Source organism: Pseudomonas sp. BIC9C (genome assembly GCF_034541995.1).
In the GTDB taxonomy this organism is placed as follows: Bacteria; Pseudomonadota; Gammaproteobacteria; order Pseudomonadales; family Pseudomonadaceae; genus Aquipseudomonas; species Aquipseudomonas fluorescens_CC.
In genome coordinates, this window is the sequence record NZ_JAWDGM010000001.1 from 295,190 (window position 1) to 315,723 (window position 20,534).

Sequence of the window (20,534 nt, forward strand, 5' to 3'; positions counted from 1 at the left end):
AAACGGCAATTACCCCCTCTCTGTAGGAGCAGCCGGTCGACGCTCGAATGCTCGCGATGTACCTGAGAGCACCACGGGGTGTCAGGTTTCCCACGTCATCGTTGACGACCATCGCGAGCAGGGCTCGCTCCTACAGGGGATTTGTGGTGCATGAAGATCCAGTGTGGGAGCGGGCTTGCTCGCGAATGGGCCACCGAGGTCTATCAGATTGCCGTCGCCCCCAACGCCACCACAATCCTCTGCAACTCAGCCGAGTCCCCCTCGATCCGCACCTGCAACCCGTCGATCTCACGGCGCGACGGGTATTGCTTGCGCAGCCCATCGAATGCCGCACGCTGCTCGCTGACACTGCCGACAAGGCTGCGACGGAAATCCGCGTCGTCACGACGCGGGTCATACACGCCACGGCACAGCATTGCCAACGCCCAGGCCGGGTCGCTTTGCGCATTCAGGGTCACGTGCGACAGCCACGGTGCCGGCAGCAAATCGCTCAGGCTGACGCGGGCCGGTTGCCCGAAGAAGTCGCAATACGCCTGATAGACCTGCGCGGTCCCCCGCTGCCTGCCATCGAGGCTGTAACCGGCAATGTGCGGCGTCGCCAGCACGCACAGTTCGGCAAGCGCCACGTCGACTTCAGGCTCGCCTTCCCAGACATCGAGGACCGCTTGCAGGTCTTCGCGCTCCAGCAGCACATCGCGCAGTGCCGCGTTGTTGACCACCGGTCCGCGACTGGCATTGATCAGCCAGGTGCCGGACCTGAGTTGGTTCAGACGCTTTTCATCGAACAAATGCCAGGTCGACTGCTGGCCCTGTTTAGTCAATGGCGTGTGCAGACTGATGACGTCGCAGGCCTCGATGATCTGCTCGAGGCTGACGTAGTCACCGCCTTCAGCCGCTTGCCGTGGTGGATCGCACACCAGCACCTTCCAGCCCAGGCCTTGCAGGACCTTGACCAGCCGTCCGCCCACTTCGCCGGCACCGACCACACCGTAGGTACGCCGGGTCAGGTCGGCGCCTTCGATTTCGGCCAGGGTCAGCAAGCTGCCGAGCACATAGTCGACCACGCCGCGGGCATTGCAGCCCGGTGCGCTGGACCAGGTGATACCGGCCTGCTGAAAGTAATCCAGATCCAGATGATCGGTGCCGATGGTGCACGTGCCGACAAAGCGCACCTTGCTGCCTTCGAGCAGCGCGCGATTGACGTTGGTCACCGAACGCACCAGCAGCACATCGGCCTGCTCGACCGTGGCACGGTCGATGGCGCGACCCGGCATCCGGCGGATTTCACCGAAACCTTCAAAGAAAGCATCGAGCAGGGGGATATTTTCGTCGGCAACAATCAGCATGGCAGGCTCCTTTGGCGGGTTGGCAGTGTAGGCGCAGAATGCGTCCCTGTGTAGGAGCGAGCATGCTCGCGATGGGCGTTAACGATAACGAGGGCTGCCTGAATGAACGCGGTGCCCTCACATCCATCGCGAGCGAGCTCGCTCCTACAGGGAGAGCGGTGCGATTACAAATACCCAACTCAGTCTTTTCCTGACCGATTCGTCAACGCGTAGAATGCGCGGCCCTGCGCATCAAAACCTCTGGACGCTTCGCTTGTGAATTCCGTGACTGACACTACCGCCGCCCCACGCACGACCCCGGTTCGCCTGGAACTCAAGGGCCTGCTCGGCCTGGCCCTGCCCATCATGATCGCGCAACTGGCCACCACGGCCATGGGCTTCGTCGATGCAGTGATGGCCGGCCGCGTCAGCCCACGGGACCTGGCCTCCGTGGCCCTGGGCAACTCGATCTGGATTCCGGTCTACCTGTTGATGTCCGGCGTCCTGCTGGCCACCACACCCAAGGTCGCACAACGTTTTGGCGCCGGGCAGTTTGACGAGATCGGGCCACTGGTGCGCCAGGCGTTGTGGCTCGCACTCTGTGTCGGGTTGATCGGCAGTGGCCTGCTGCTCGGCGCCGAGCCGATCCTGCACTGGATGAAAGTCGATCCGCAATTGATCGATCCGAGCATGGGTTACCTGCACGGTATCGCCTTCGGCTTGCCGGGCATGGCTTTTTATTACGTACTGCGCTGCTACAGCGATGGCATGGGGCGAACCCGTCCGAGCATGGTCATTGGCCTGTGCGGCCTGCTGTTAAACATCCCGCTGAACTATGCGTTGATCTATGGCCATTTCGGTGCCCCGGCCCTGGGCGGCGTCGGTTGCGGCTGGGCCAGCGGCATCGTGATGTGGTTCATGGCGTTGAGCATGGCCGGCTGGACGTTCTGGGCCCCCTTCTATGCCCGCACCCGTGTGCTGGTGCGCTTCGACCGTCCGAAATGGGCCGTGATCAAGCGCCTGGTCGGGATTGGCCTGCCGATCGGTATCGCGGTCTTCGCCGAGTCCAGCATCTTCGCGGTCATCGCCCTGTTGATCGGCAGTCTCGGCTCTACCGTGGTGGCCGGGCATCAAATCGCTCTCAATATCAGCTCGTTGCTGTTCATGATTCCTTACTCGCTGGGCATGGCGGTAACGGTGAGGGTGGGTCAGGCACTGGGGGCCGGCAATCCCTGGCAGGCGCGCTTCGCGGCGAAGGTCGGGCTCGGCGCAGCACTGGTGTTCGCGGCGTTCTCGGCGAGCCTGATCCTGCTTCTGCGCGAGCCAATCGCCTCGATCTACACGCCTGACAGGAACGTGATCCAGATTGCATCGATGTTGATTGTCTATGCCGCGCTGTATCAGTTTTCCGATGCCATCCAGGTGATTTGCGCGGGCGCGTTGCGTGGATACCAGGACACCCGGGTGACGATGATCCTGACCCTGTTCGCCTATTGGGGCATCGGCCTGCCGGTCGGTTACGTACTGGGGCTGACCGACTGGTTCGGTCCGGCCAGCGGCCCGAGCGGGCTGTGGGAAGGGCTGATTGCCGGCTTGAGCTGTGCGGCGCTGATGCTGTCGATCCGCCTGACGCTCAGTGCGCGCAAACGGATTCGTAACAGCCGCTCGGCCGGTTGATTGCACAAACAAAAAGACCTGCTTTCGCAGGTCTTTTTTTGAGTGCCGTCAGCCGGACTTCTTGCGAATCCAGTAGAGGTAGGTGCCCTCCTCCTCGTGCTGCCCCACCAGTTCGTGGTCGAGAAACACGCAGAACTTGGGAATGTCGCGACGGGTCGACGGGTCGGTGGCGATCACCTTGAGCAGGCCGCCGGGCACCAGGTCACGAATGTGCTGGTGCAGCATCATCACCGGCTCGGGGCAGTTGAGGCCGATGGCGTCGAGGGTGCCGTCTACCGGCGTATCAAGCATTTCACTCATGATTAACTCCTGAAACTGGCCGGCATTGTCGCGCATTGCCGGGTGCAACGTCATCTGTGGCAAAACGCCGCCCTGGTGGGATTACCACTGACCTGTGGGAGCGGGCTTGCTCGCGAAGGCGTCGTGTCAGTCGACATCAACGCTGCTGACACACCGCTTTCGCGAGCAAGTCCGCTCCCACAGGGGGCCGTGTGTGTCAGCGGGACTTGGGTTTCTTCACATCCAGCCGACGCAAATGGCACGTCACTTCCTCGCGGTCGTGGTACAGCTGCTTGCAGCCGATCTCGACCTTGATGCCCCGTGCCTTGAAGCCATCGGCAATACGCTCCAGCAACCGTTTCACTTCGGCATAACGCTGTTTCATCGGCAGCTTGAGGTTGACCACTGCCTCGCGGCAATGGCCGTCACCGATCCACTCTTCCAGCATCGCCGCGTTGCGCGCCGGCTTCTCGACGATGTCGCAGACCATCCAGTCCACCGGCTGCTTGGGCTTGAAGGTGAAACCGTCGGCCATCAGATGCTGCACCAGACCGGTGTCCATCAGGCTTTCGGCCATCGGGCCGTTGTCGATGGCGGTCACCAGCATGCCGCGGTTGACCAGTTGCCAGGTCCAGCCACCGGGAGCGGCTCCCAGGTCGACGCCGGTCATGTCGCTGTGCAGGCGCTCGTCCCACTGGTCGCGCGGGATGAAGTGGTGCCAGGCCTCTTCCAGCTTCAGGGTCGAGCGGCTCGGCGCCTCCCGCGGAAACTTCAAACGGGGAATGCCCATCGGCCACATGGCCGAATTGTTCGACTCGGCCAGGCCCATGAACACTTCACGGCCGCTTTTGAAGGTCAGCAGCAGACGCGGCTTGTGCGCGTCCTCCACCAGTTTGCCAGCAGCCATCAGCGCCTTGCGCAGGTGCACTTCGAATTTCTTGCAGAAGTTCGACAGTTCCTTGCCGTCGTTGGTGTCGACCATTTCCAGCCACAGGCTGCCGCACAGCGGAAAGTCCACCATATGATCGAGGATCACGCTGATGCGGTCGGTTTCCGGCAGATCGATGAAAATCCCCCGGGCCCACTGGCGCAGGAAGATCAGCTCGGCGAAACGCTGCCCACGCATCAGGCGCTCGGCGCCGTCTTCTTCGGTGCAGACGAATTCGGCGCAAGCCGTGGCGGCCTTGGCCTTGGCATAACCGGCCACGTTCAGCCGTGCGGCAAGGTCGGAAATCTCGGAACAGACTTCACCTTCGAAGCCCGGCCGGCAATGCATGAATAGGGTGTTCATCAAATCTCCTGGGCAATGACGAGAAAGTTCAGCCATTGCGCGATGCCCAGACTTTGCGTTGAAGCAAAGCCTGTCACTAAAACCCGCGCATGATAGCCGAGTTCAGAACCTCGGACTTATCGATAGAGTCCGGTTATTAGCCAGCTACTTAAAACAGGGCTAGGTTTAATGCTCTGCCCGTCCCCTCAGTCCGCAGCCGTGCGGACTTAAAGGAGTGATTGCAATGCCGTCCCTCGATAGCCTGAAGACTTTGAAAACCCTGCAAGTCGGCAACAAGACCTACCACTACTTCAGCCTGCCCGCTGCCGCCAGGAGCCTGGGCGAGCTGGACAAGTTGCCGATGTCGTTGAAAGTACTGCTGGAAAACCTGCTGCGCTGGGAGGACGAAAAAACCGTCACCGGCGCCGACCTCAAGGCCCTGGCCGCGTGGCTGAAGGAGCGTCGCTCCGACCGCGAAATCCAGTTCCGCCCGGCTCGAGTGCTGATGCAAGACTTCACCGGTGTACCGGCGGTGGTCGACCTGGCCGCCATGCGTGCGGCGATGGCCAAGGCCGGCGGCGACCCGCAACGGATCAATCCGCTGTCGCCGGTGGACCTGGTGATCGACCACTCGGTGATGGTCGACAAGTTCGCCAGCAGCAGCGCCTTCGAACAGAACGTCGACATTGAAATGCAGCGCAATGGCGAGCGTTACGCCTTTCTGCGCTGGGGCCAGAGTGCCTTCGACAATTTCAGCGTGGTGCCGCCGGGCACTGGCATCTGCCACCAGGTGAACCTGGAATACCTCGGCCGCACGGTCTGGACCAAGGACGAGGACGGCCGCACCTATGCCTTCCCCGACACCTTGGTGGGCACCGACTCCCACACCACCATGATCAACGGCCTCGGCGTGCTTGGCTGGGGCGTCGGCGGGATCGAGGCGGAAGCGGCGATGCTCGGGCAACCGGTGTCGATGCTGATTCCGGAGGTGATCGGTTTCAAACTCACCGGCAAACTCAAGGAAGGCATCACTGCCACCGACCTGGTGCTGACCGTCACCCAGATGCTGCGCAAGAAAGGCGTGGTGGGCAAATTCGTCGAGTTCTACGGCGACGGCCTCGCCGACCTGCCGCTGGCCGACCGCGCGACCATCGCCAACATGGCTCCGGAATACGGTGCCACCTGCGGTTTCTTCCCGGTGGACGAGGTAACGCTGGAATACCTGCGCCTGTCCGGCCGCCCCCTCGAGACGGTGCAACTGGTCGAGGCCTACAGCAAGGCTCAAGGCTTGTGGCGCCTGCCCGGCCAGGAACCGGCGTTCACCGACAGCCTGGCGCTGGACATGGGCAGCGTCGAAGCCAGCCTCGCGGGGCCGAAACGCCCGCAGGACCGGGTGTCGCTGCCGAATGTCGCCCAAGCCTTCAGTGACTTCATCGACCAGCAATTCAAACCCACCAGCAAGGACGTAGGTCGCCTGGAAAGTGAAGGCGGTGGCGGCGTTGCGGTCGGCAACGCCGATCTGGCCGGTGAAGCGGATTACCACCACGAAGGCCAGACCTATCGCCTGAAAAACGGCGCGGTGGTGATTGCCGCCATCACCTCCTGCACCAACACCTCCAACCCGAGCGTGATGATGGCGGCCGGGCTGGTGGCGAAGAAAGCCGTGGAAAAAGGCCTGAAACGCAAGCCTTGGGTGAAGAGCTCGCTGGCACCGGGCTCGAAAGTGGTCACCGACTACTACAAGGCGGCCGGCCTGACCCAATACCTCGATGAATTGGGCTTCGCCTTGGTCGGCTATGGCTGCACCACCTGCATCGGCAACTCCGGGCCGCTGTCGGAGCCCATCGAAAAAGCCATCCAGCAAGCCGACCTGACCGTGGCCTCGGTGCTGTCGGGTAACCGCAACTTCGAAGGCCGGGTCCATCCGCTGGTGAAAACCAACTGGCTGGCCTCGCCGCCGCTGGTGGTGGCCTATGCGTTGGCTGGCACGGTACGCACCGACCTCAGCCGCGAGCCGTTGGGCAATGACAAGGACGGCAAACCGGTTTACCTGCGGGACATCTGGCCAAGCAGTAAAGAAATTGCCGACGCGGTGAATCAGGTCAACACCGCGATGTTCCACAAGGAATACGCCGAAGTGTTTGCCGGTGACGCGCAATGGCAGGCGATCGAAGTCCCGCAAGCGGCGACCTATGTCTGGCAGGACGACTCGACCTACATCCAGCATCCACCGTACTTCGACGACATCGGCGGTCCACCGCCAGTGGTCAGGGATGTCAACGGTGCGCGCGTCCTGGCACTGCTCGGCGACTCGGTGACCACAGACCACATCTCCCCCGCCGGCAACATCAAGGCCGACAGTCCGGCCGGGCAATACCTGCGCGACAAAGGCGTGGAGCCGCGGGACTTCAACTCCTACGGCTCACGGCGTGGCAACCATGAAGTGATGATGCGCGGCACCTTCGCCAACATCCGCATACGCAACGAAATGCTCGGCGGCGAGGAAGGCGGCAACACCCGCTACATACCCACCGGGGAGAAAATGCCGATCTACGACGCCGCCATGCGTTATCAGGCTTCGGGCACGCCGCTGGTGGTGATCGCCGGCCAGGAGTACGGTACCGGATCGAGTCGCGACTGGGCGGCCAAAGGCACCAACCTGCTGGGGGTGAAAGCGGTCATCGCCGAAAGCTTCGAACGGATTCACCGTTCCAACCTGGTGGGCATGGGCGTGCTGCCGTTGCAATTCAAGCTGGATCAGAACCGCAAGAGCCTGAACCTCAATGGCAGTGAAACCCTGGACATCCTCGGCTTGACCGGCGTCGAACTGACGCCACGGATGAACCTGAACCTGGTCATCACTCGCGAAGACGGCAGCCGCGAGAAGATCGAAGTGTTGTGTCGGATCGATACCTTGAATGAAGTGGAGTACTTCAAGTCCGGAGGGATTCTTCACTACGTGTTGCGGCAGTTGATTGCTTCGTAACTGACGAGGGATACACAAACAGACACCGCCTTCGGGCGGTGTTTTTGTTGAGGCTCTGCTTATAATTGCAGCCCTCAGACACCCCCCATACCTGTGGCGAGGGAGCTTGCTCCCGTTGGGCTGCGAAGCGGCCCCAGTACCTTGCGACCCGGTTTTATCAAGCACACCGCCAGCTATGGATTTACGACTGCTTCGCAGTCGAGCGGGAGCAAGCTCCCTCGCCACAAAGCTCTTCATCTTTAAGGACTTCAAATGACTGCCCTGCCATGGATGTTTCTGGCCCTGCTTTCCTTCGGCTATGGACTGGCGCTGACTTACGGCCATCTCGGTTGGCTCTCTGCAATCTCGGTATTCCTGTTACTGGCCGCCGGTGCGGCGGTTCGCCAGCGCGAAATTCCTTTTGTCCGCTATCTCGGCCACGGACTGTTCATCGTCCTGGCTCTGGCCCTGGCGACACATTGGCTTCCCGGCTTCTACAACGGTCGCGGTATCGATCCCCAGCGTTTCACCGACAACGCCGCGTTGTTCGCGATGCACCTGAATCTGGACAAACCGCTGATCGGCTTCTGGCTGTTGCTGGTTTGCCCGTGGATTGTCGGCCGCCGTTCGCTTCGGCTATCGCTGTATGCAACCACACTGGCACTGACCTTGAGCGCCGTGCTGGCATTGGGCGGCGCGCTGTTGCTGGGCGTTGTCGCTTGGGCGCCGAAATGGCCGGATCAGGCCTGGCTGTGGTTGCTGAACAATCTGTTGCTGGTGACCCTGGTCGAGGAAGCGCTGTTTCGTGGCTATATCCAGGGCGGCCTGAGCTGGTGCCTGAAAAGCCGGCCCTACGGTGAAAACCTCGCCCTGCTGCTGGCTTCGCTGGTCTTCGGCCTGGCCCATGCCGGTGCGGGATGGCAATGGGTGTTGCTGGCAACGCTGGCCGGTGTGGGCTATGGCCTGGCCTACCGGTTCGGCGGGCTGGGCGCCGCCATTGCCAGCCACTTTGGCTTGAACCTGCTGCATTTCGGCCTGTTCACCTATCCGATGCTCGCCGGCTGACGCAACGGTCATTTTGCGACGCAATACTGATTATCGAAAAATAATCTCAACTCTCCGCCGGCCTTGCCGATACAGCACTTGAAAGCCTTGCGGATTAAAAAACCATGCGTAACAACCAGCCCATTACACAACGCGAGCGGACCTTCCCGGCTCAGCAACGGTTGATTTCCACCACCGATGCCAAAGGCATGATCACCTACTGTAACGACGCATTCGTCGAAATCAGCGGGTTTTCCCGAGAGGAACTGATCCGTGCACCGCACAACCTGGTCCGTCACCCTGACGTGCCGGCTGCGGTGTTCGCTCACATGTGGGGCACACTGAAACTAGGCTTGCCATGGATGGGCATTGTCAAGAATCGCTGCAAGACCGGTGATCATTACTGGGTGAACGCCTATGTGACACCGATCTTCGAAGGCAATCAGGTGATCGGTTACGAGTCGGTGCGGGTCAAGCCCAGCGCCGAACAGATCCGCCGCGCCGAAGCGCTCTACCAACGCATCAACCAGGGCAAGTCGGCCGTTCCCTCCTCGGATAAATGGTTGCCGATCCTGCAGGACTGGCTGCCGTTCATTCTGGTCAGCCAATTAAGCTTCATGATCGGAGCGTCGCTGAACTCCCATTGGGGGTTCGCCCTGGCTGCCGGGCTCTCGGTGCCGCTGGGCCTGATGGGCCTTCAGTGGCAACAACGTGGCCTCAAGCGCTTGCTGCGCCTGGCCGAGCAGACGACCTCCGATCCGTTGATCGCGCAGATGTACACCGACAGTCGCGGCGCCCAGGCGCGCCTGGAAATGTCCATCCTCAGTCAGGAAGCACGCCTGAAAACCTGCCTGACACGCCTGCAGGACACGGCCGAACACCTGACCGACCAGGCCAGACAGTCCGATACCCTGGCGCACAACAGCTCCAGCGGCCTGGAACGTCAACGCGTCGAAACCGAGCAAGTGGCCACCGCGGTCAACCAGATGGCCGCGACCACCCAGGAAGTCGCCAGCCACGTGCAACGCACCGCTGACGCTACCCAGGAAGCCAATCGCCTGACCGGTCGTGGTCGTGACATTGCCGGGGAAACCCGCGAAGCCATCCAGCGCCTGTCGGTGGTGGTCGGTGAAACCGGCGTGACCGTGACCCAACTGGCCAAGGACAGCAACGAAATCGGCGGCGTGGTCGATGTGATCAAAGGCATCGCCGACCAGACCAACCTGCTGGCCCTGAACGCCGCCATCGAAGCGGCCCGTGCCGGCGAGATGGGTCGTGGTTTTGCGGTGGTGGCCGACGAAGTCCGTCAGCTGGCGCAACGCACCAGCGAGTCCACCGGGCAGATTCATGCGCTGATCGCCAAGCTCCAGCAAACCGCCGGCACGGCCGTGCAGACCATGGAAGCCGGGCATCGCCAGGCGGAAGAAGGCGTGGCGCGGGTTCTGGAAGCGGACCAGGCACTGGTGGGGATCAGCGAAGCGGTGGCCAACATTACCGACATGACCACCCAGATCGCGGCCGCGACCGAAGAGCAAAGCGCCGTGGCCGAAGAAATCAGCCGCAACATCAGCAACATCTCGGCGCTGGCGGACCAGACCTCGGAACAGGCGCAGAACTCGGCATTGCTGAGTGAAGAATTGACCAAGACGGCCAACACCCAGTATTCGCTGGTGGAGCGGTTTAACCGCTGATAGCAGTCGAAAAGCAAAAAACCCGGACGGCGAAAGCTTCCGGTTTTTTTGTTACCAATCTGAAAAGTATATTGCCTGTGAGGCCGCCATCGCGGGCAAGCCCGCTCCCACAGGTTTTTGCATGGATCACAAAATCAAACCACACCGCAGATCACTGTGGGAGCGGGCTTGCCCGCGAAGAGGCCCTGTTTGCAGGCGAGAATCTCACTGAAGAAATGCAGCCACCTTCTGCGCCGCAGCCGCCAAATGCTGCTCATGGCTAAACCCCGAAGCCTTCAACGGCTTCAAGTCATGATCCCCCGCCGCCAGCCACAACAACTCAATGCTCGGCGATAGCGCATACCCCTCGACCGCCTCACGATTGCCCAGTGCATCGCGTTCGCCCTGCACGATCAGGGTCCGTGTCTTCAGCCCAGCCAAATGCTCGACCCTTGGTTTCTCCGGTTTACCCACCGCATAAAACGGATAGCCCAGGCACACCAGCGCATCCGCCCCCAACTCATCGGCCAGCAGACTGGCCATCCGCCCGCCCATGGACTTGCCGCCCATGGCCAGCGACCCAGTGACATGGCGTCGCACTTGGGCATGCACCTCGCGCCAGCATTCCAGCAGTTTCGGCGCCGGATTAGGCGGGCGCTTGCCGCCGTCGATGCGCCGCTGCGCCATGTACGGAAACTCGAAGCGCAATACGTTGACGCCTTGAACGGCGAGGCGTGCAGCCATGTCGCTCATCCAGTCGCTGTCCATCGGTGCGCCGGCGCCGTGGGCGAGGATCAGCGTCGCCACAGCCTTGCCAGTCGCGGCATTCCACAACCATCCATGATCCCGCACGCACTGCGCCCATTGATCCCCGTCAATACCGGCCTTGTGCCCTTTGTCCATGCTTGCCTCGCTTTCAGTCTGCCTATAACTCCGGCCGAAGGGTGCACTGCCTTGCGCTGCGCGCTCACTTCGGCTGAACCGTGGATGGGGAACCATGAACACTTCTATCAGTACCGCCTACAACTACAAGGTGGTCCGCCAATTCGCCATTATGACGGTGGTGTGGGGCATCGTCGGCATGGGGCTCGGGGTTTTTCTCGCTGCCCAGTTGGTCTGGCCCGAACTCAACTTCAATTTGCCGTGGACCAGCTTCGGCCGCTTGCGCCCGCTGCACACCAACGCGGTGATCTTCGCCTTCGGCGGCTGCGCACTGTTCGCCAGTTCGTTCTACTCGGTGCAACGCACCTGCCAGACCCAGCTGTTTGCGCCGAAAATCGCCGCGTTCTGTTTCTGGGGCTGGCAGCTTGTCATTCTCCTGGCGGCCATCAGCCTGCCCTTGGGCTACACCAGTTCCAAGGAATACGCCGAGCTGGAATGGCCGATCGACATCCTGATCACCATCGTCTGGGTCGCCTACGCCATCGTGTTCTTCGGCACGATCATGCAGCGCAAGACCAAACACATTTATGTCGGTAACTGGTTCTTCGGTGCGTTCATCATCACCGTGGCGATCCTGCACATTGTCAACAACATGGAACTGCCGGTCAGCTTCACCAAGTCCTACTCACTGTACTCCGGTGCCACCGATGCGATGGTGCAATGGTGGTACGGCCACAACGCCGTAGGCTTTTTCCTCACCGCCGGCTTCCTCGGGATGATGTACTACTTCGTGCCGAAACAGGCCGAGCGCCCGGTGTATTCCTATCGCCTGTCGATCGTGCACTTCTGGGCGCTGATCACCCTGTACATCTGGGCCGGTCCGCACCACTTGCACTACACCGCGCTGCCGGACTGGGCGCAGTCGCTGGGCATGGTGATGTCGCTGATCCTGCTGGCACCGAGCTGGGGCGGGATGATCAACGGCATGATGACCCTGTCGGGCGCCTGGCATAAGTTGCGCAGCGACCCGATCCTGCGCTTCCTCGTGGTGTCGCTGGCGTTCTACGGCATGTCGACCTTCGAAGGGCCGATGATGGCGATCAAGACGGTCAACGCCCTCTCGCACTACACCGACTGGACCATCGGCCACGTACACGCCGGCGCGCTCGGCTGGGTGGCGATGATCTCCATCGGCGCGCTGTACCACATGATCCCGAAAGTCTTCGGACGCGAGCAGATGCACAGCATCGGCCTGATCAACGCGCACTTCTGGCTCGCCACTATCGGCACCGTTCTGTACATCGCCTCGATGTGGGTCAACGGTATCGCCCAGGGCCTGATGTGGCGTGCGGTGAACGAGGACGGCACGCTGACTTACTCCTTCGTCGAGACCCTGGTGGCCAGCCATCCAGGCTTCGTCGTGCGGCTGGTGGGTGGTGCGATCTTCCTCAGCGGCATGTTGCTGATGGCCTACAACACCTGGCGTACCGTGCGGGCCTCGCAGCCTGCCGAAGTCGCCGCTGCCGCGCAGATGGCCTGAGGAGTCCGCCATGAAACACGAAACTATCGAGAAAAACGTCGGCCTGTTGCTGTTGCTGATGATCCTGGCCGTGAGCATCGGCGGCCTGACCCAGATCGTCCCGCTGTTCTTCCAGGACGTGACCAACAAACCGGTGGAAGGCATGAAGCCCTACACCGCGCTGCAACTGGAAGGTCGCGACCTCTATATCCGCGAAGGCTGCGTCGGCTGCCACTCACAGATGATCCGCCCGTTCCGCGCCGAGACCGAGCGCTACGGGCACTACTCGGTGGCCGGTGAAAGCGTTTGGGATCACCCGTTCCTGTGGGGCTCGAAACGCACCGGACCGGACCTGGCACGGGTCGGCGGGCGTTACTCGGATGACTGGCACCGCGCGCACTTGTACAACCCACGCAACGTCGTACCGGAGTCGAAGATGCCGGCCTACCCGTGGCTGGTGGCCAATCAGCTCGACAGCAGCCACACCGAAACCAAGCTGCGCGCCATGCGTACCCTGGGCGTGCCGTACACCGACGAGGACATCACCGGCGCCGTCGCTTCGCTCAAGGGCAAGAGCGAGATGGATGCGCTGGTCGCCTACCTGCAAGTGCTCGGCACTGCCATCAAGAGCAAGAGGTGAGCCATGGTTGTTGAGATGAGCACTGGAATGATCCGTGGCTTGGGCACCGTCATTGTCTTCATCGCCTTCGTCGGCCTGACCCTGTGGGTGTTCAACGGCAAGCGCGGTCCGGCATTCGCCGAAGCGCGCCTGCTGCCGTTCGCCGACGAGCCACAACCCGACATCACCGAAGAATCAGCAACAAGGAGTACCCGGCCATGACCACCTTCTGGAGTACGTGGATCTGCGTACTGACCATCGGCAGCCTGATCGGCCTGACCTGGTTGCTGATCGGCACCCGCAAGGGTGAAACCAAGGGCAGCGTCGACCAGACCATGGGCCACAGCTTCGACGGCATCGAGGAATACGACAACCCGTTGCCGCAATGGTGGTTCATGCTGTTCGCCGGCACCCTGGTGTTTGCGGTCGGCTACCTGATCCTCTATCCCGGCCTGGGCAACTGGAAAGGCATCCTCCCCGGCTATGAAAACGGCTGGACCGGCGTGCACGAGTGGGAAAAGGAAATGGCCAAGGCTGACGCGAAGTTCGGGCCGATCTTCGCCAGGTTCGCGGCGATGCCCGTGGAAGAAGTGGCCAAGGACCCACAGGCGCTGAAAATGGGCGGCCGCCTGTTTGCCTCCAACTGCTCGGTGTGCCACGGCTCGGATGCCAAGGGTGCGTTCGGCTTCCCCAACCTGACCGACAGCGACTGGCGCTGGGGCGGCAGTGCAGAAACCATCAAGACCACCATCATGGGTGGCCGGATGGCGGCGATGCCGGCCTGGGGTGAAGTCCTGGGGGAAGAAGGCGTGAAAAACGTCGCCGCTTATGTGCGCCATGGTCTGGCCGGCCTGCCGTTACCTGCCGACAGCAAAGCCGACCTGCAGGCCGGACAGCAAGCATTCAGTACCACCTGCGTCGCCTGTCACGGGGCAAACGGCCAGGGCACTGCAGCCATGGGCGCGCCGAACCTGACGCACCCGACCGGCTTCATTTATGGCACCAGCCTGACGCAGCTCGAACAAACGATTCGTCATGGTCGCCAGGGCCATATGCCGGCGCAAAACGAACTGCTCGGCAACGATAAGGTGCAATTGCTGGCCGCGTATGTGTACAGCCTGTCCCACGGTTTGAATACCGAGCACCTACAGGCTGAAGACAACCGCGAATAAATCCCGACCGCTCTGCTGCCGCATTCTCCCGGATGCGGCAGTTCCCTGCCCCTTTGCGACCCATTGTCGCACCCTCGCACAGACTTTCTTTCGGAACCCCGGATTCGAGTCTAAGCTTCCCCCGATGCGGACTGGCCGTTGCCGGTTCCAGGTCGACCCTGAACGATGTGTTCGACGAATCTGCCCGATGACAGGCCGCAAAGGCTGGTAGATACCGGCTGTCGCGCCAGTTGCCTTCGGTCAGCCAAACGTTGCGTTTGAACACACCTCGTTACATCCGACCTGACCCCCTCGCCTGATCAGTCCGACGGGACGTTTTGCCCACGGGTATTTTTGTCCCTACGCGGCGCATGGAAAGGCCGCAGAATCAGCATTTGAAAGCATTGACCCAGGTCATGGCGCGTTGCAATGACCCCCTGCTTTCTCCATACTTGCGGCCGATTTTCAATCCTAATAAAACACCCAAACCGTGGAACCTTAGAATGAGCACAGCAATCAGTCCGACTGCTTATAACTATAAGGTAGTCCGCCAGTTCGCCATCATGACGGTGGTCTGGGGGATCCTTGGCATGGGGCTCGGTGTCTTCATCGCCTCACAGCTCGTATGGCCGGAATTGAACTTCGGTCTGCCGTGGACGACTTTTGGACGCTTACGCCCGTTGCACACCAACCTGGTGATTTTCGCCTTCGGTGGATGTGCACTGTTTGCCACTTCTTATTACGTCGTGCAGCGAACCTGCCAAACGCGACTGATTTCCGACAGCCTCGCCGCCTTCACCTTCTGGGGATGGCAAGCGGTGATTGTCGGCGCGATCATTACCTTGCCGATGGGTTTCACCACCACCAAGGAATACGCGGAACTGGAATGGCCCCTGGCTATTCTGCTGGCCATTGTCTGGGTCACCTACGGTCTGGTGTTCTTCGGCACCATCGTCAAGCGCAAGACCAAGCACATCTATGTGGGTAACTGGTTCTACGGTGCGTTCATTGTCGTGACCGCGATGCTGCACATCGTCAACCACATGTCGCTGCCGGTCAGCCTGTTCAAGTCCTACTCGGCCTACTCGGGTGCGACGGACGCGATGATCCAGTGGTGGTACGGCCACAACGCCGTAGGCTTCTTCCTGACCACCGGCTTCCTGGGGATGATGTACTACTTCGTGCCGAAACAGGCCGAGCGTCCGATCTACTCCTATCGCCTGTCGATCGTGCACTTCTGGGCGCTGATCACCCTGTACATCTGGGCCGGTCCGCACCACCTGCACTACACCGCACTGCCGGACTGGGCGCAGTCCCTGGGCATGGCCATGTCGATCATCCTGCTGGCGCCGAGCTGGGGCGGCATGATCAACGGCATGATGACCCTGTCGGGCGCCTGGCATAAGCTGCGCACCGACCCGATCCTGCGTTTCCTGGTGGTGTCCCTGGCGTTCTACGGCATGTCGACCTTCGAAGGCCCGATGATGGCGATCAAGACCGTCAACTCGCTCTCGCACTACACCGACTGGACCATCGGCCACGTACACGCCGGCGCTCTGGGCTGGGTGGCGATGATCTCGATCGGCGCCATCTACCACATGATCCCGAAACTGTTCGGTCGTACGCAGATGCACAGCACCGGCCTGATCAACACGCACTTCTGGCTCGCGACCATCGGTACCGTGCTCTACATCGCGTCGATGTGGGTCAACGGCATCACCCAGGGCCTGATGTGGCGTGCAATCAACGATGACGGCACCCTCACCTACTCGTTCGTCGAAGCGCTGCAAGCCAGCCACCCTGGCTTCATCGTTCGCGCCCTGGGCGGTGCGTTCTTCGCCACCGGCATGCTGTTCATGGCCTACAACGTTTTCCGTACCGTACGCGCCTCGAACCCGGCAGAAGCCCAAGCCGCCGAAAAGATCGTAGTTGGAGCTCACTGATGAAGCATGAAGCAGTCGAGAAGAATATTGGCCTGCTGGCCTTCTTCATGGTCATCGCCGTCAGCGTCGGCGGCCTGACCCAGATCGTTCCGCTGTTTTTCCAGGATGTCACCAACAAGCCGGTCGAGGGCATGAAGCCTCGCACCGCCCTTGAACTGGAAGGCCGGGACGTTTATATCGCCAACGGTTGTGTCGGCTGCCACTCGCAGATGATCCGTCCGTTCCGCGCCGAGACCGAACGCTACGGCCACTACTCGGTCGCCGGTGAAAGCGTCTGGGACCACCCGTTCCTGTGGGGTTCCAAGCGTACCGGTCCGGACCTGGCCCGTGTCGGCGGTCGTTACTCCGATGACTGGCAGCGTGCGCATTTGTACAACCCGCGCAACGTAGTGCCTGAGTCGAAAATGCCGGCCTACCCGTTCCTCGTGGAAAACAAGCTCGACGGCAAAGACACTGCGAAGAAAATGGAAGTCTTGCGCACCCTCGGCGTCCCTTACACCGACGAAGACATCGCCGGTGCGAAGGATGCCGTGAAGGGCAAAACCGAAATGGACGCGCTGGTGGCCTATCTGCAAGGCCTGGGCACCATCATCAAAAGCAAACGGTGATCTAAATGGATATCGGGATGATTCGTGGCCTGGGCACCGTCGTTGTGATGGTGGCCTTTATCGGACTGGCCCTTTGGGTGTTCAGTCCCAAGCGCAAGTCGGAGTTTGAAGACGCGACCTTGCTGCCTTTCGCGGATGATCCCGAAGCCATCAAGCACGTCGAGCAAGCTTCTAGGAGTAACAAAGAATGACTACATTCTGGAGTCTGTACGTCACAGTCCTCAGTCTCGGTACGATCTTTTCCCTGACCTGGCTGCTGCTGTCGACCCGCAAGGGCCAGCGCGCAGAACAGACGGACGAGACAGTCGGGCACTCCTTCGACGGGATCGAGGAGTACGACAACCCGCTGCCGAAATGGTGGTTCATGCTGTTCGTGGGCACCATCATCTTCGCATTGGGCTACCTGGCGCTGTATCCGGGCCTGGGTAACTGGAAAGGCCTGCTGCCGGGTTACGGCTACCTCGACAACGAGAAGCAGACCCCGTTCGCCAACGGCCAGACCGGCTGGACCGGCGTTCACGAGTGGGAAAAGGAAATGGCCAGGTCGGACGCCAAGTTCGGTCCGATCTTCGCCAAGTTCGCGGCCATGCCAATCGAAGAAGTGGCCAAGGACCCGCAAGCCCTGAAGATGGGTGGCCGCCTGTTCGCCTCCAACTGCTCGGTTTGCCATGGTTCCGATGCCAAGGGCGCCTATGGCTTCCCTAACCTGACCGACGCCGACTGGCGCTGGGGCGGCGAGCCGCAAACCATCAAGACCACCATCATGGGCGGCCGTCATGCCGTGATGCCTGCGTGGGCTGAAGTGATTGGCGAGCAAGGCGTGGCCGACGTGGCCGCGTTTGTCCTGACCAACCTCGATGGCCGCAAGCTGCCGGAAGGCACCAAGGCCGACCCGGTTGCCGGGCAGAAACTGTTCGCCACCAACTGCGTGGCGTGCCACGGTCCGGAAGGCAAAGGCACGCCAGCGATGGGCGCACCCGACCTGACTCACCCTGCCGCGTTCATCTACGGTTCGAGCTTCGCTCAACTGCAGCAGACCATCCGTTACGGCCGTCAGGGCCAGATGCCTGCGCAAGAACAGTTGCAAGGCAACGACAAGGTTCACCTGCTGGCCGCTTACGTCTACAGCCTGTCTCACGGTGAGAAGGCAGCGGACGCCCAGTAAGGCAAACGCTTGAAGCAATAAAAACGGCCCCGCCAATGTGAATTGGCGGGGCCGTTTTGTTTGGATCACGATATCCCATTGATCGAAACCTGTAGGAGCTGCCGAAGGCTGCGATCTTTTGATCTTGTTTTTTTACATCCACACCGCAGTTCATCTGCGTGAAGAAGCCAAGATCAAAAGATCGCAGCCTTCGGCAGCGCCTACAAGGGATCAGCACTCCACCCCGAAAACTCGTCCATAATTCCCAAGTCAATTGATTCAAGTCATTACACCATCAATTGATTTTGCCAAACGTGACCAAAGGTCGCACCCGCAGGCCAGAGCGACAGGCGTATCATTGAGCCACTGCAACACCCCTTTTTGACCCCGGTCGGCACGTACTGACCGAGGCATTTTTCCACTGCCGTGGGATGCAATGATGAGCAACCAGATTCCGGTACACGACATCACTCCACCCAACAAGAACGCGAACAACAGCGTCGACCTCTACGCCTCCAGAGAAAAAATCTACACCCGCGCCTTCACCGGCCTGTTCCGCAACCTGCGCATGACCGGCGGTGCCGTGTTGTTCCTGCTGTATTTCGGCACTGTGTGGCTGAACTGGGGCGGTCATCAGGCTGTCTGGTGGAACCTGCCGGAGCGCAAGTTCTTCATTTTCGGCGCCACCTTCTGGCCCCAGGACTTCATCCTGCTGTCGGGCATGTTGATCATCGCCGCATTCGGCCTGTTCTTCATCACGGTCTATGCTGGCCGGGTCTGGTGCGGCTACACCTGCCCGCAGAGCGTCTGGACCTGGATTTTCATGTGGTGCGAAAAGGTCACCGAAGGCGACCGCAACCAGCGCATCAAGCTCGACAAGGCGCCGATGAACGCCAACAAGTTCCTGCGCAAATTCAGCAAACACGTCATGTGGCTGTTGATCGGCTTCGTCACCGGCATGACCTTCGTCGGCTACTTCTCGCCGATTCGTGAATTGACCATCGACTTCTTTATCGGTGAAGCGGATGGCTGGTCATACTTCTGGGTCGGTTTCTTCACCCTCGCCACCTACGGCAATGCCGGCTGGTTGCGCGAACAGGTGTGCATCTACATGTGCCCGTACGCACGCTTCCAGAGCGTGATGTTCGACAAGGACACCCTGATCGTTTCCTACGACCCGCGTCGTGGCGAAGGCCGTGGTCCGCGCAAGAAAGGTATCGACTACAAGGCCCAGGGCCTGGGTGACTGCATCGACTGCACCATGTGCGTCCAGGTCTGCCCGACCGGTATCGACATCCGCGACGGCCTGCAAATCGAATGCATCGGTTGCGCCGCCTGCATCGATGCCTGCGACGCCATCATGGACAAGATGGAATACCCGCGCGGGTTGATCAGCTACACCACCGAGCACAACCTGTCCGGGCAGAAAACCCATAAACTGCGCCCGCGGCTGATCGGCTATGCCGTGGTGCTGCTGGCGATGATCAGCTTGCTGGTGACCGCGTTCTTCATGCGCTCGCTGGTGGGTTTCGATGTCAGCAAGGACCGCGTGCTGTACCGCGAGAACGCCGAAGGCCGGATCGAAAACGTCTACAGCCTGAAAATCATGAACAAGGACCAGCGCGACCATACCTACGTGCTCGAAGCCGCTGGCCTGCCGGATCTCAAATTGCAGGGCCGGCGCGAGATCAAGGTCGCGGCCGGCGAGATCGTCAGCCAGCCTGCGGAGCTGTCTGTCGCACCGGAAAAACTGCCGTCGAGCACCAACGAGGTGAAATTCGTCCTCAAGGATGCCGATGACGACAGCATCCACATTGAAGCCAAGAGCCGGTTCATCGGCCCACAAAATCGTTGAGAGAACTGAACATGCCCGCTGCAACTGCCGCAAGTCCCTGGTACAAGCACCTCTGGCCATGGATCATCATCGGGATCCTGGCCTGCTCGGTGACCCTGACCTTGTCCATGGTGACCATCGCGGTGAACAACCCGGACAACCTGGTCAACGACAACTACTACGAGGCCGGCAAAGGCATCAACCGCTCCCTCGACCGTGAGCTGCTGGCCCAGACCCTGAACATGCGCGCCAGCGTTCATCTCGATGACTTGACCGGCGAAGTTGACCTGCGCCTGAGCGGCGAGAGCCAGCCCAAGACCCTGGAGCTGAACCTGATCTCGCCGACCCAGCCGGAGAAGGATCGCAAGATCACCCTGACCCGCAGCGAAACCGAACAGGGCCGCTACATTGGCCAGTTGAGCGACAAGATCGAAGGTCGGCGTTTTGTCGAATTGCTCGGTACTCAGGATGAGCACATCTGGCGCATGTTCGAAGAGGAACCGGTCAGTCATGACAAGGATCTGCTGCTGGGCGACGAACCGCTGCAAGGCGCCGAAGACCTGAAGAAGTAAAAGCTGCGCTTCGCGCATTCGCGGGCAAGCCC

At 60.9% G+C, this 20,534-nt stretch carries 18 protein-coding genes; 14 read left to right on the top strand and 4 right to left on the bottom strand.

The features are described from left to right. Positions 1-203 precede the first annotated feature (203 nt). Positions 204-1,346, bottom strand: coding sequence for a 4-phosphoerythronate dehydrogenase PdxB (gene pdxB, locus RS887_RS01430; protein ID WP_322614115.1), 1,143 nt, complete (start codon positions 1,344-1,346; stop codon positions 204-206). 255 nt (positions 1,347-1,601) lie between these two features. On the opposite strand from pdxB, the gene RS887_RS01435 reads away from it, so the two are divergent. Next, positions 1,602-3,002: an MATE family efflux transporter gene (locus RS887_RS01435; protein WP_322614116.1), complete on the top strand. Its 1,401-nt coding sequence runs from the start codon at positions 1,602-1,604 to the stop codon at positions 3,000-3,002. A 48-nt stretch (positions 3,003-3,050) separates the two neighbouring features. Here RS887_RS01435 and tusA read toward each other — a convergent pair whose 3' ends face one another. Together tusA and rlmM are read right to left on the bottom strand one after the other, a co-directional pair. After that, on the bottom strand, positions 3,051-3,302 hold the full coding sequence (gene tusA / locus RS887_RS01440) for a sulfurtransferase TusA (protein WP_322614117.1): 252 nt from the start codon (positions 3,300-3,302) through the stop codon (positions 3,051-3,053). Between the two features lie 196 nt (positions 3,303-3,498). Beyond that, positions 3,499-4,572: a 23S rRNA (cytidine(2498)-2'-O)-methyltransferase RlmM gene (rlmM, locus tag RS887_RS01445; protein ID WP_322614118.1), complete on the bottom strand. Its 1,074-nt coding sequence runs from the start codon at positions 4,570-4,572 to the stop codon at positions 3,499-3,501. 223 nt (positions 4,573-4,795) lie between these two features. On the opposite strand from rlmM, the gene acnA reads away from it, so the two are divergent. From acnA to RS887_RS01460, 3 genes are all read left to right on the top strand, one after another. Then, positions 4,796-7,537 (top strand): aconitate hydratase AcnA, encoded by a 2,742-nt coding sequence (gene acnA, locus RS887_RS01450; protein WP_322614119.1) that lies wholly within the window; start codon positions 4,796-4,798, stop codon positions 7,535-7,537. 252 nt (positions 7,538-7,789) lie between these two features. After that, positions 7,790-8,581, top strand: coding sequence for a CPBP family intramembrane glutamic endopeptidase (locus RS887_RS01455; protein WP_322614120.1), 792 nt, complete (start codon positions 7,790-7,792; stop codon positions 8,579-8,581). A 104-nt stretch (positions 8,582-8,685) separates the two neighbouring features. Further along, positions 8,686-10,251 carry a PAS domain-containing methyl-accepting chemotaxis protein gene (locus RS887_RS01460; protein WP_322614121.1) on the top strand — a complete coding sequence of 522 codons (1,566 nt, stop codon included), beginning with the start codon at positions 8,686-8,688 and terminating at the stop codon, positions 10,249-10,251. A gap of 204 nt (positions 10,252-10,455) precedes the next feature. On the opposite strand, the gene RS887_RS01465 is transcribed toward RS887_RS01460, so the two are convergent. Then, complete coding sequence (locus RS887_RS01465; protein WP_322614122.1) at positions 10,456-11,133, bottom strand: alpha/beta family hydrolase; 678 nt, start codon at positions 11,131-11,133, stop codon at positions 10,456-10,458. A gap of 94 nt (positions 11,134-11,227) precedes the next feature. Between RS887_RS01465 and ccoN (RS887_RS01470) the strand changes: the two genes are divergently transcribed. The 10 genes from ccoN (RS887_RS01470) to RS887_RS01515 all read left to right on the top strand — a co-directional run bounded on the left by ccoN (RS887_RS01470) (position 11,228) and on the right by RS887_RS01515 (position 20,502). Then, on the top strand, positions 11,228-12,652 hold the full coding sequence (ccoN, locus tag RS887_RS01470) for a cytochrome-c oxidase, cbb3-type subunit I (protein WP_322614123.1): 1,425 nt from the start codon (positions 11,228-11,230) through the stop codon (positions 12,650-12,652). 10 nt (positions 12,653-12,662) lie between these two features. Further along, positions 12,663-13,271, top strand: a complete 609-nt coding sequence (gene ccoO, locus RS887_RS01475; RefSeq protein WP_322614124.1) for a cytochrome-c oxidase, cbb3-type subunit II — start codon at positions 12,663-12,665, stop codon at positions 13,269-13,271. Between the two features lie 3 nt (positions 13,272-13,274). Next, positions 13,275-13,472 (top strand): CcoQ/FixQ family Cbb3-type cytochrome c oxidase assembly chaperone, encoded by a 198-nt coding sequence (locus RS887_RS01480; RefSeq protein WP_322614125.1) that lies wholly within the window; start codon positions 13,275-13,277, stop codon positions 13,470-13,472. Next, positions 13,469-14,422, top strand: coding sequence for a cytochrome-c oxidase, cbb3-type subunit III (ccoP, locus tag RS887_RS01485; RefSeq protein ID WP_322614126.1), 954 nt, complete (start codon positions 13,469-13,471; stop codon positions 14,420-14,422). The genes RS887_RS01480 and ccoP (RS887_RS01485) overlap by 4 nt, the downstream gene beginning before the upstream one ends. Positions 14,423-14,904: 482 nt before the next feature. Further along, positions 14,905-16,344, top strand: a complete 1,440-nt coding sequence (gene ccoN, locus RS887_RS01490) for a cytochrome-c oxidase, cbb3-type subunit I (RefSeq protein WP_322614127.1) — start codon at positions 14,905-14,907, stop codon at positions 16,342-16,344. After that, on the top strand, positions 16,344-16,952 hold the full coding sequence (gene ccoO, locus RS887_RS01495) for a cytochrome-c oxidase, cbb3-type subunit II (RefSeq protein WP_007905434.1): 609 nt from the start codon (positions 16,344-16,346) through the stop codon (positions 16,950-16,952). The genes ccoN (RS887_RS01490) and ccoO (RS887_RS01495) overlap by 1 nt, the downstream gene beginning before the upstream one ends. Positions 16,953-16,957: 5 nt before the next feature. Continuing rightward, positions 16,958-17,143 carry a CcoQ/FixQ family Cbb3-type cytochrome c oxidase assembly chaperone gene (locus tag RS887_RS01500; RefSeq protein ID WP_003175465.1) on the top strand — a complete coding sequence of 62 codons (186 nt, stop codon included), beginning with the start codon at positions 16,958-16,960 and terminating at the stop codon, positions 17,141-17,143. After that, complete coding sequence (gene ccoP, locus RS887_RS01505) at positions 17,140-18,117, top strand: cytochrome-c oxidase, cbb3-type subunit III (RefSeq protein WP_008017952.1); 978 nt, start codon at positions 17,140-17,142, stop codon at positions 18,115-18,117. The genes RS887_RS01500 and ccoP (RS887_RS01505) overlap by 4 nt, the downstream gene beginning before the upstream one ends. Positions 18,118-18,535: 418 nt before the next feature. Further along, positions 18,536-19,951, top strand: a complete 1,416-nt coding sequence (ccoG, locus tag RS887_RS01510) for a cytochrome c oxidase accessory protein CcoG (protein ID WP_322614128.1) — start codon at positions 18,536-18,538, stop codon at positions 19,949-19,951. Positions 19,952-19,962: 11 nt separating this feature from the next. Next, positions 19,963-20,502, top strand: coding sequence for a FixH family protein (locus tag RS887_RS01515; RefSeq protein ID WP_322614129.1), 540 nt, complete (start codon positions 19,963-19,965; stop codon positions 20,500-20,502). Positions 20,503-20,534: the final 32 nt, after the last annotated feature.

What these genes read in the sequence shown, in the direction of transcription:
- pdxB (WP_322614115.1), bottom strand. Translation starts at nt 1,346, where the DNA reads ATGCTGATTGTTGCCGACGAAAATATCCCCCTGCTCGATGCTTTCTTT.
- tusA (WP_322614117.1), bottom strand. Translation starts at nt 3,302, where the DNA reads ATGAGTGAAATGCTTGATACGCCGGTAGACGGCACCCTCGACGCCATC.
- rlmM (WP_322614118.1), bottom strand. Translation starts at nt 4,572, where the DNA reads ATGAACACCCTATTCATGCATTGCCGGCCGGGCTTCGAAGGTGAAGTC.
- acnA (WP_322614119.1), top strand. Translation starts at nt 4,796, where the DNA reads ATGCCGTCCCTCGATAGCCTGAAGACTTTGAAAACCCTGCAAGTCGGC.
- RS887_RS01455 (WP_322614120.1), top strand. Translation starts at nt 7,790, where the DNA reads ATGACTGCCCTGCCATGGATGTTTCTGGCCCTGCTTTCCTTCGGCTAT.
- RS887_RS01460 (WP_322614121.1), top strand. Translation starts at nt 8,686, where the DNA reads ATGCGTAACAACCAGCCCATTACACAACGCGAGCGGACCTTCCCGGCT.
- RS887_RS01465 (WP_322614122.1), bottom strand. Translation starts at nt 11,133, where the DNA reads ATGGACAAAGGGCACAAGGCCGGTATTGACGGGGATCAATGGGCGCAG.
- ccoN (WP_322614123.1), top strand. Translation starts at nt 11,228, where the DNA reads ATGAACACTTCTATCAGTACCGCCTACAACTACAAGGTGGTCCGCCAA.
- ccoO (WP_322614124.1), top strand. Translation starts at nt 12,663, where the DNA reads ATGAAACACGAAACTATCGAGAAAAACGTCGGCCTGTTGCTGTTGCTG.
- RS887_RS01480 (WP_322614125.1), top strand. Translation starts at nt 13,275, where the DNA reads ATGGTTGTTGAGATGAGCACTGGAATGATCCGTGGCTTGGGCACCGTC.
- ccoP (WP_322614126.1), top strand. Translation starts at nt 13,469, where the DNA reads ATGACCACCTTCTGGAGTACGTGGATCTGCGTACTGACCATCGGCAGC.
- ccoN (WP_322614127.1), top strand. Translation starts at nt 14,905, where the DNA reads ATGAGCACAGCAATCAGTCCGACTGCTTATAACTATAAGGTAGTCCGC.
- ccoO (WP_007905434.1), top strand. Translation starts at nt 16,344, where the DNA reads ATGAAGCATGAAGCAGTCGAGAAGAATATTGGCCTGCTGGCCTTCTTC.
- RS887_RS01500 (WP_003175465.1), top strand. Translation starts at nt 16,958, where the DNA reads ATGGATATCGGGATGATTCGTGGCCTGGGCACCGTCGTTGTGATGGTG.
- ccoP (WP_008017952.1), top strand. Translation starts at nt 17,140, where the DNA reads ATGACTACATTCTGGAGTCTGTACGTCACAGTCCTCAGTCTCGGTACG.
- ccoG (WP_322614128.1), top strand. Translation starts at nt 18,536, where the DNA reads ATGAGCAACCAGATTCCGGTACACGACATCACTCCACCCAACAAGAAC.
- RS887_RS01515 (WP_322614129.1), top strand. Translation starts at nt 19,963, where the DNA reads ATGCCCGCTGCAACTGCCGCAAGTCCCTGGTACAAGCACCTCTGGCCA.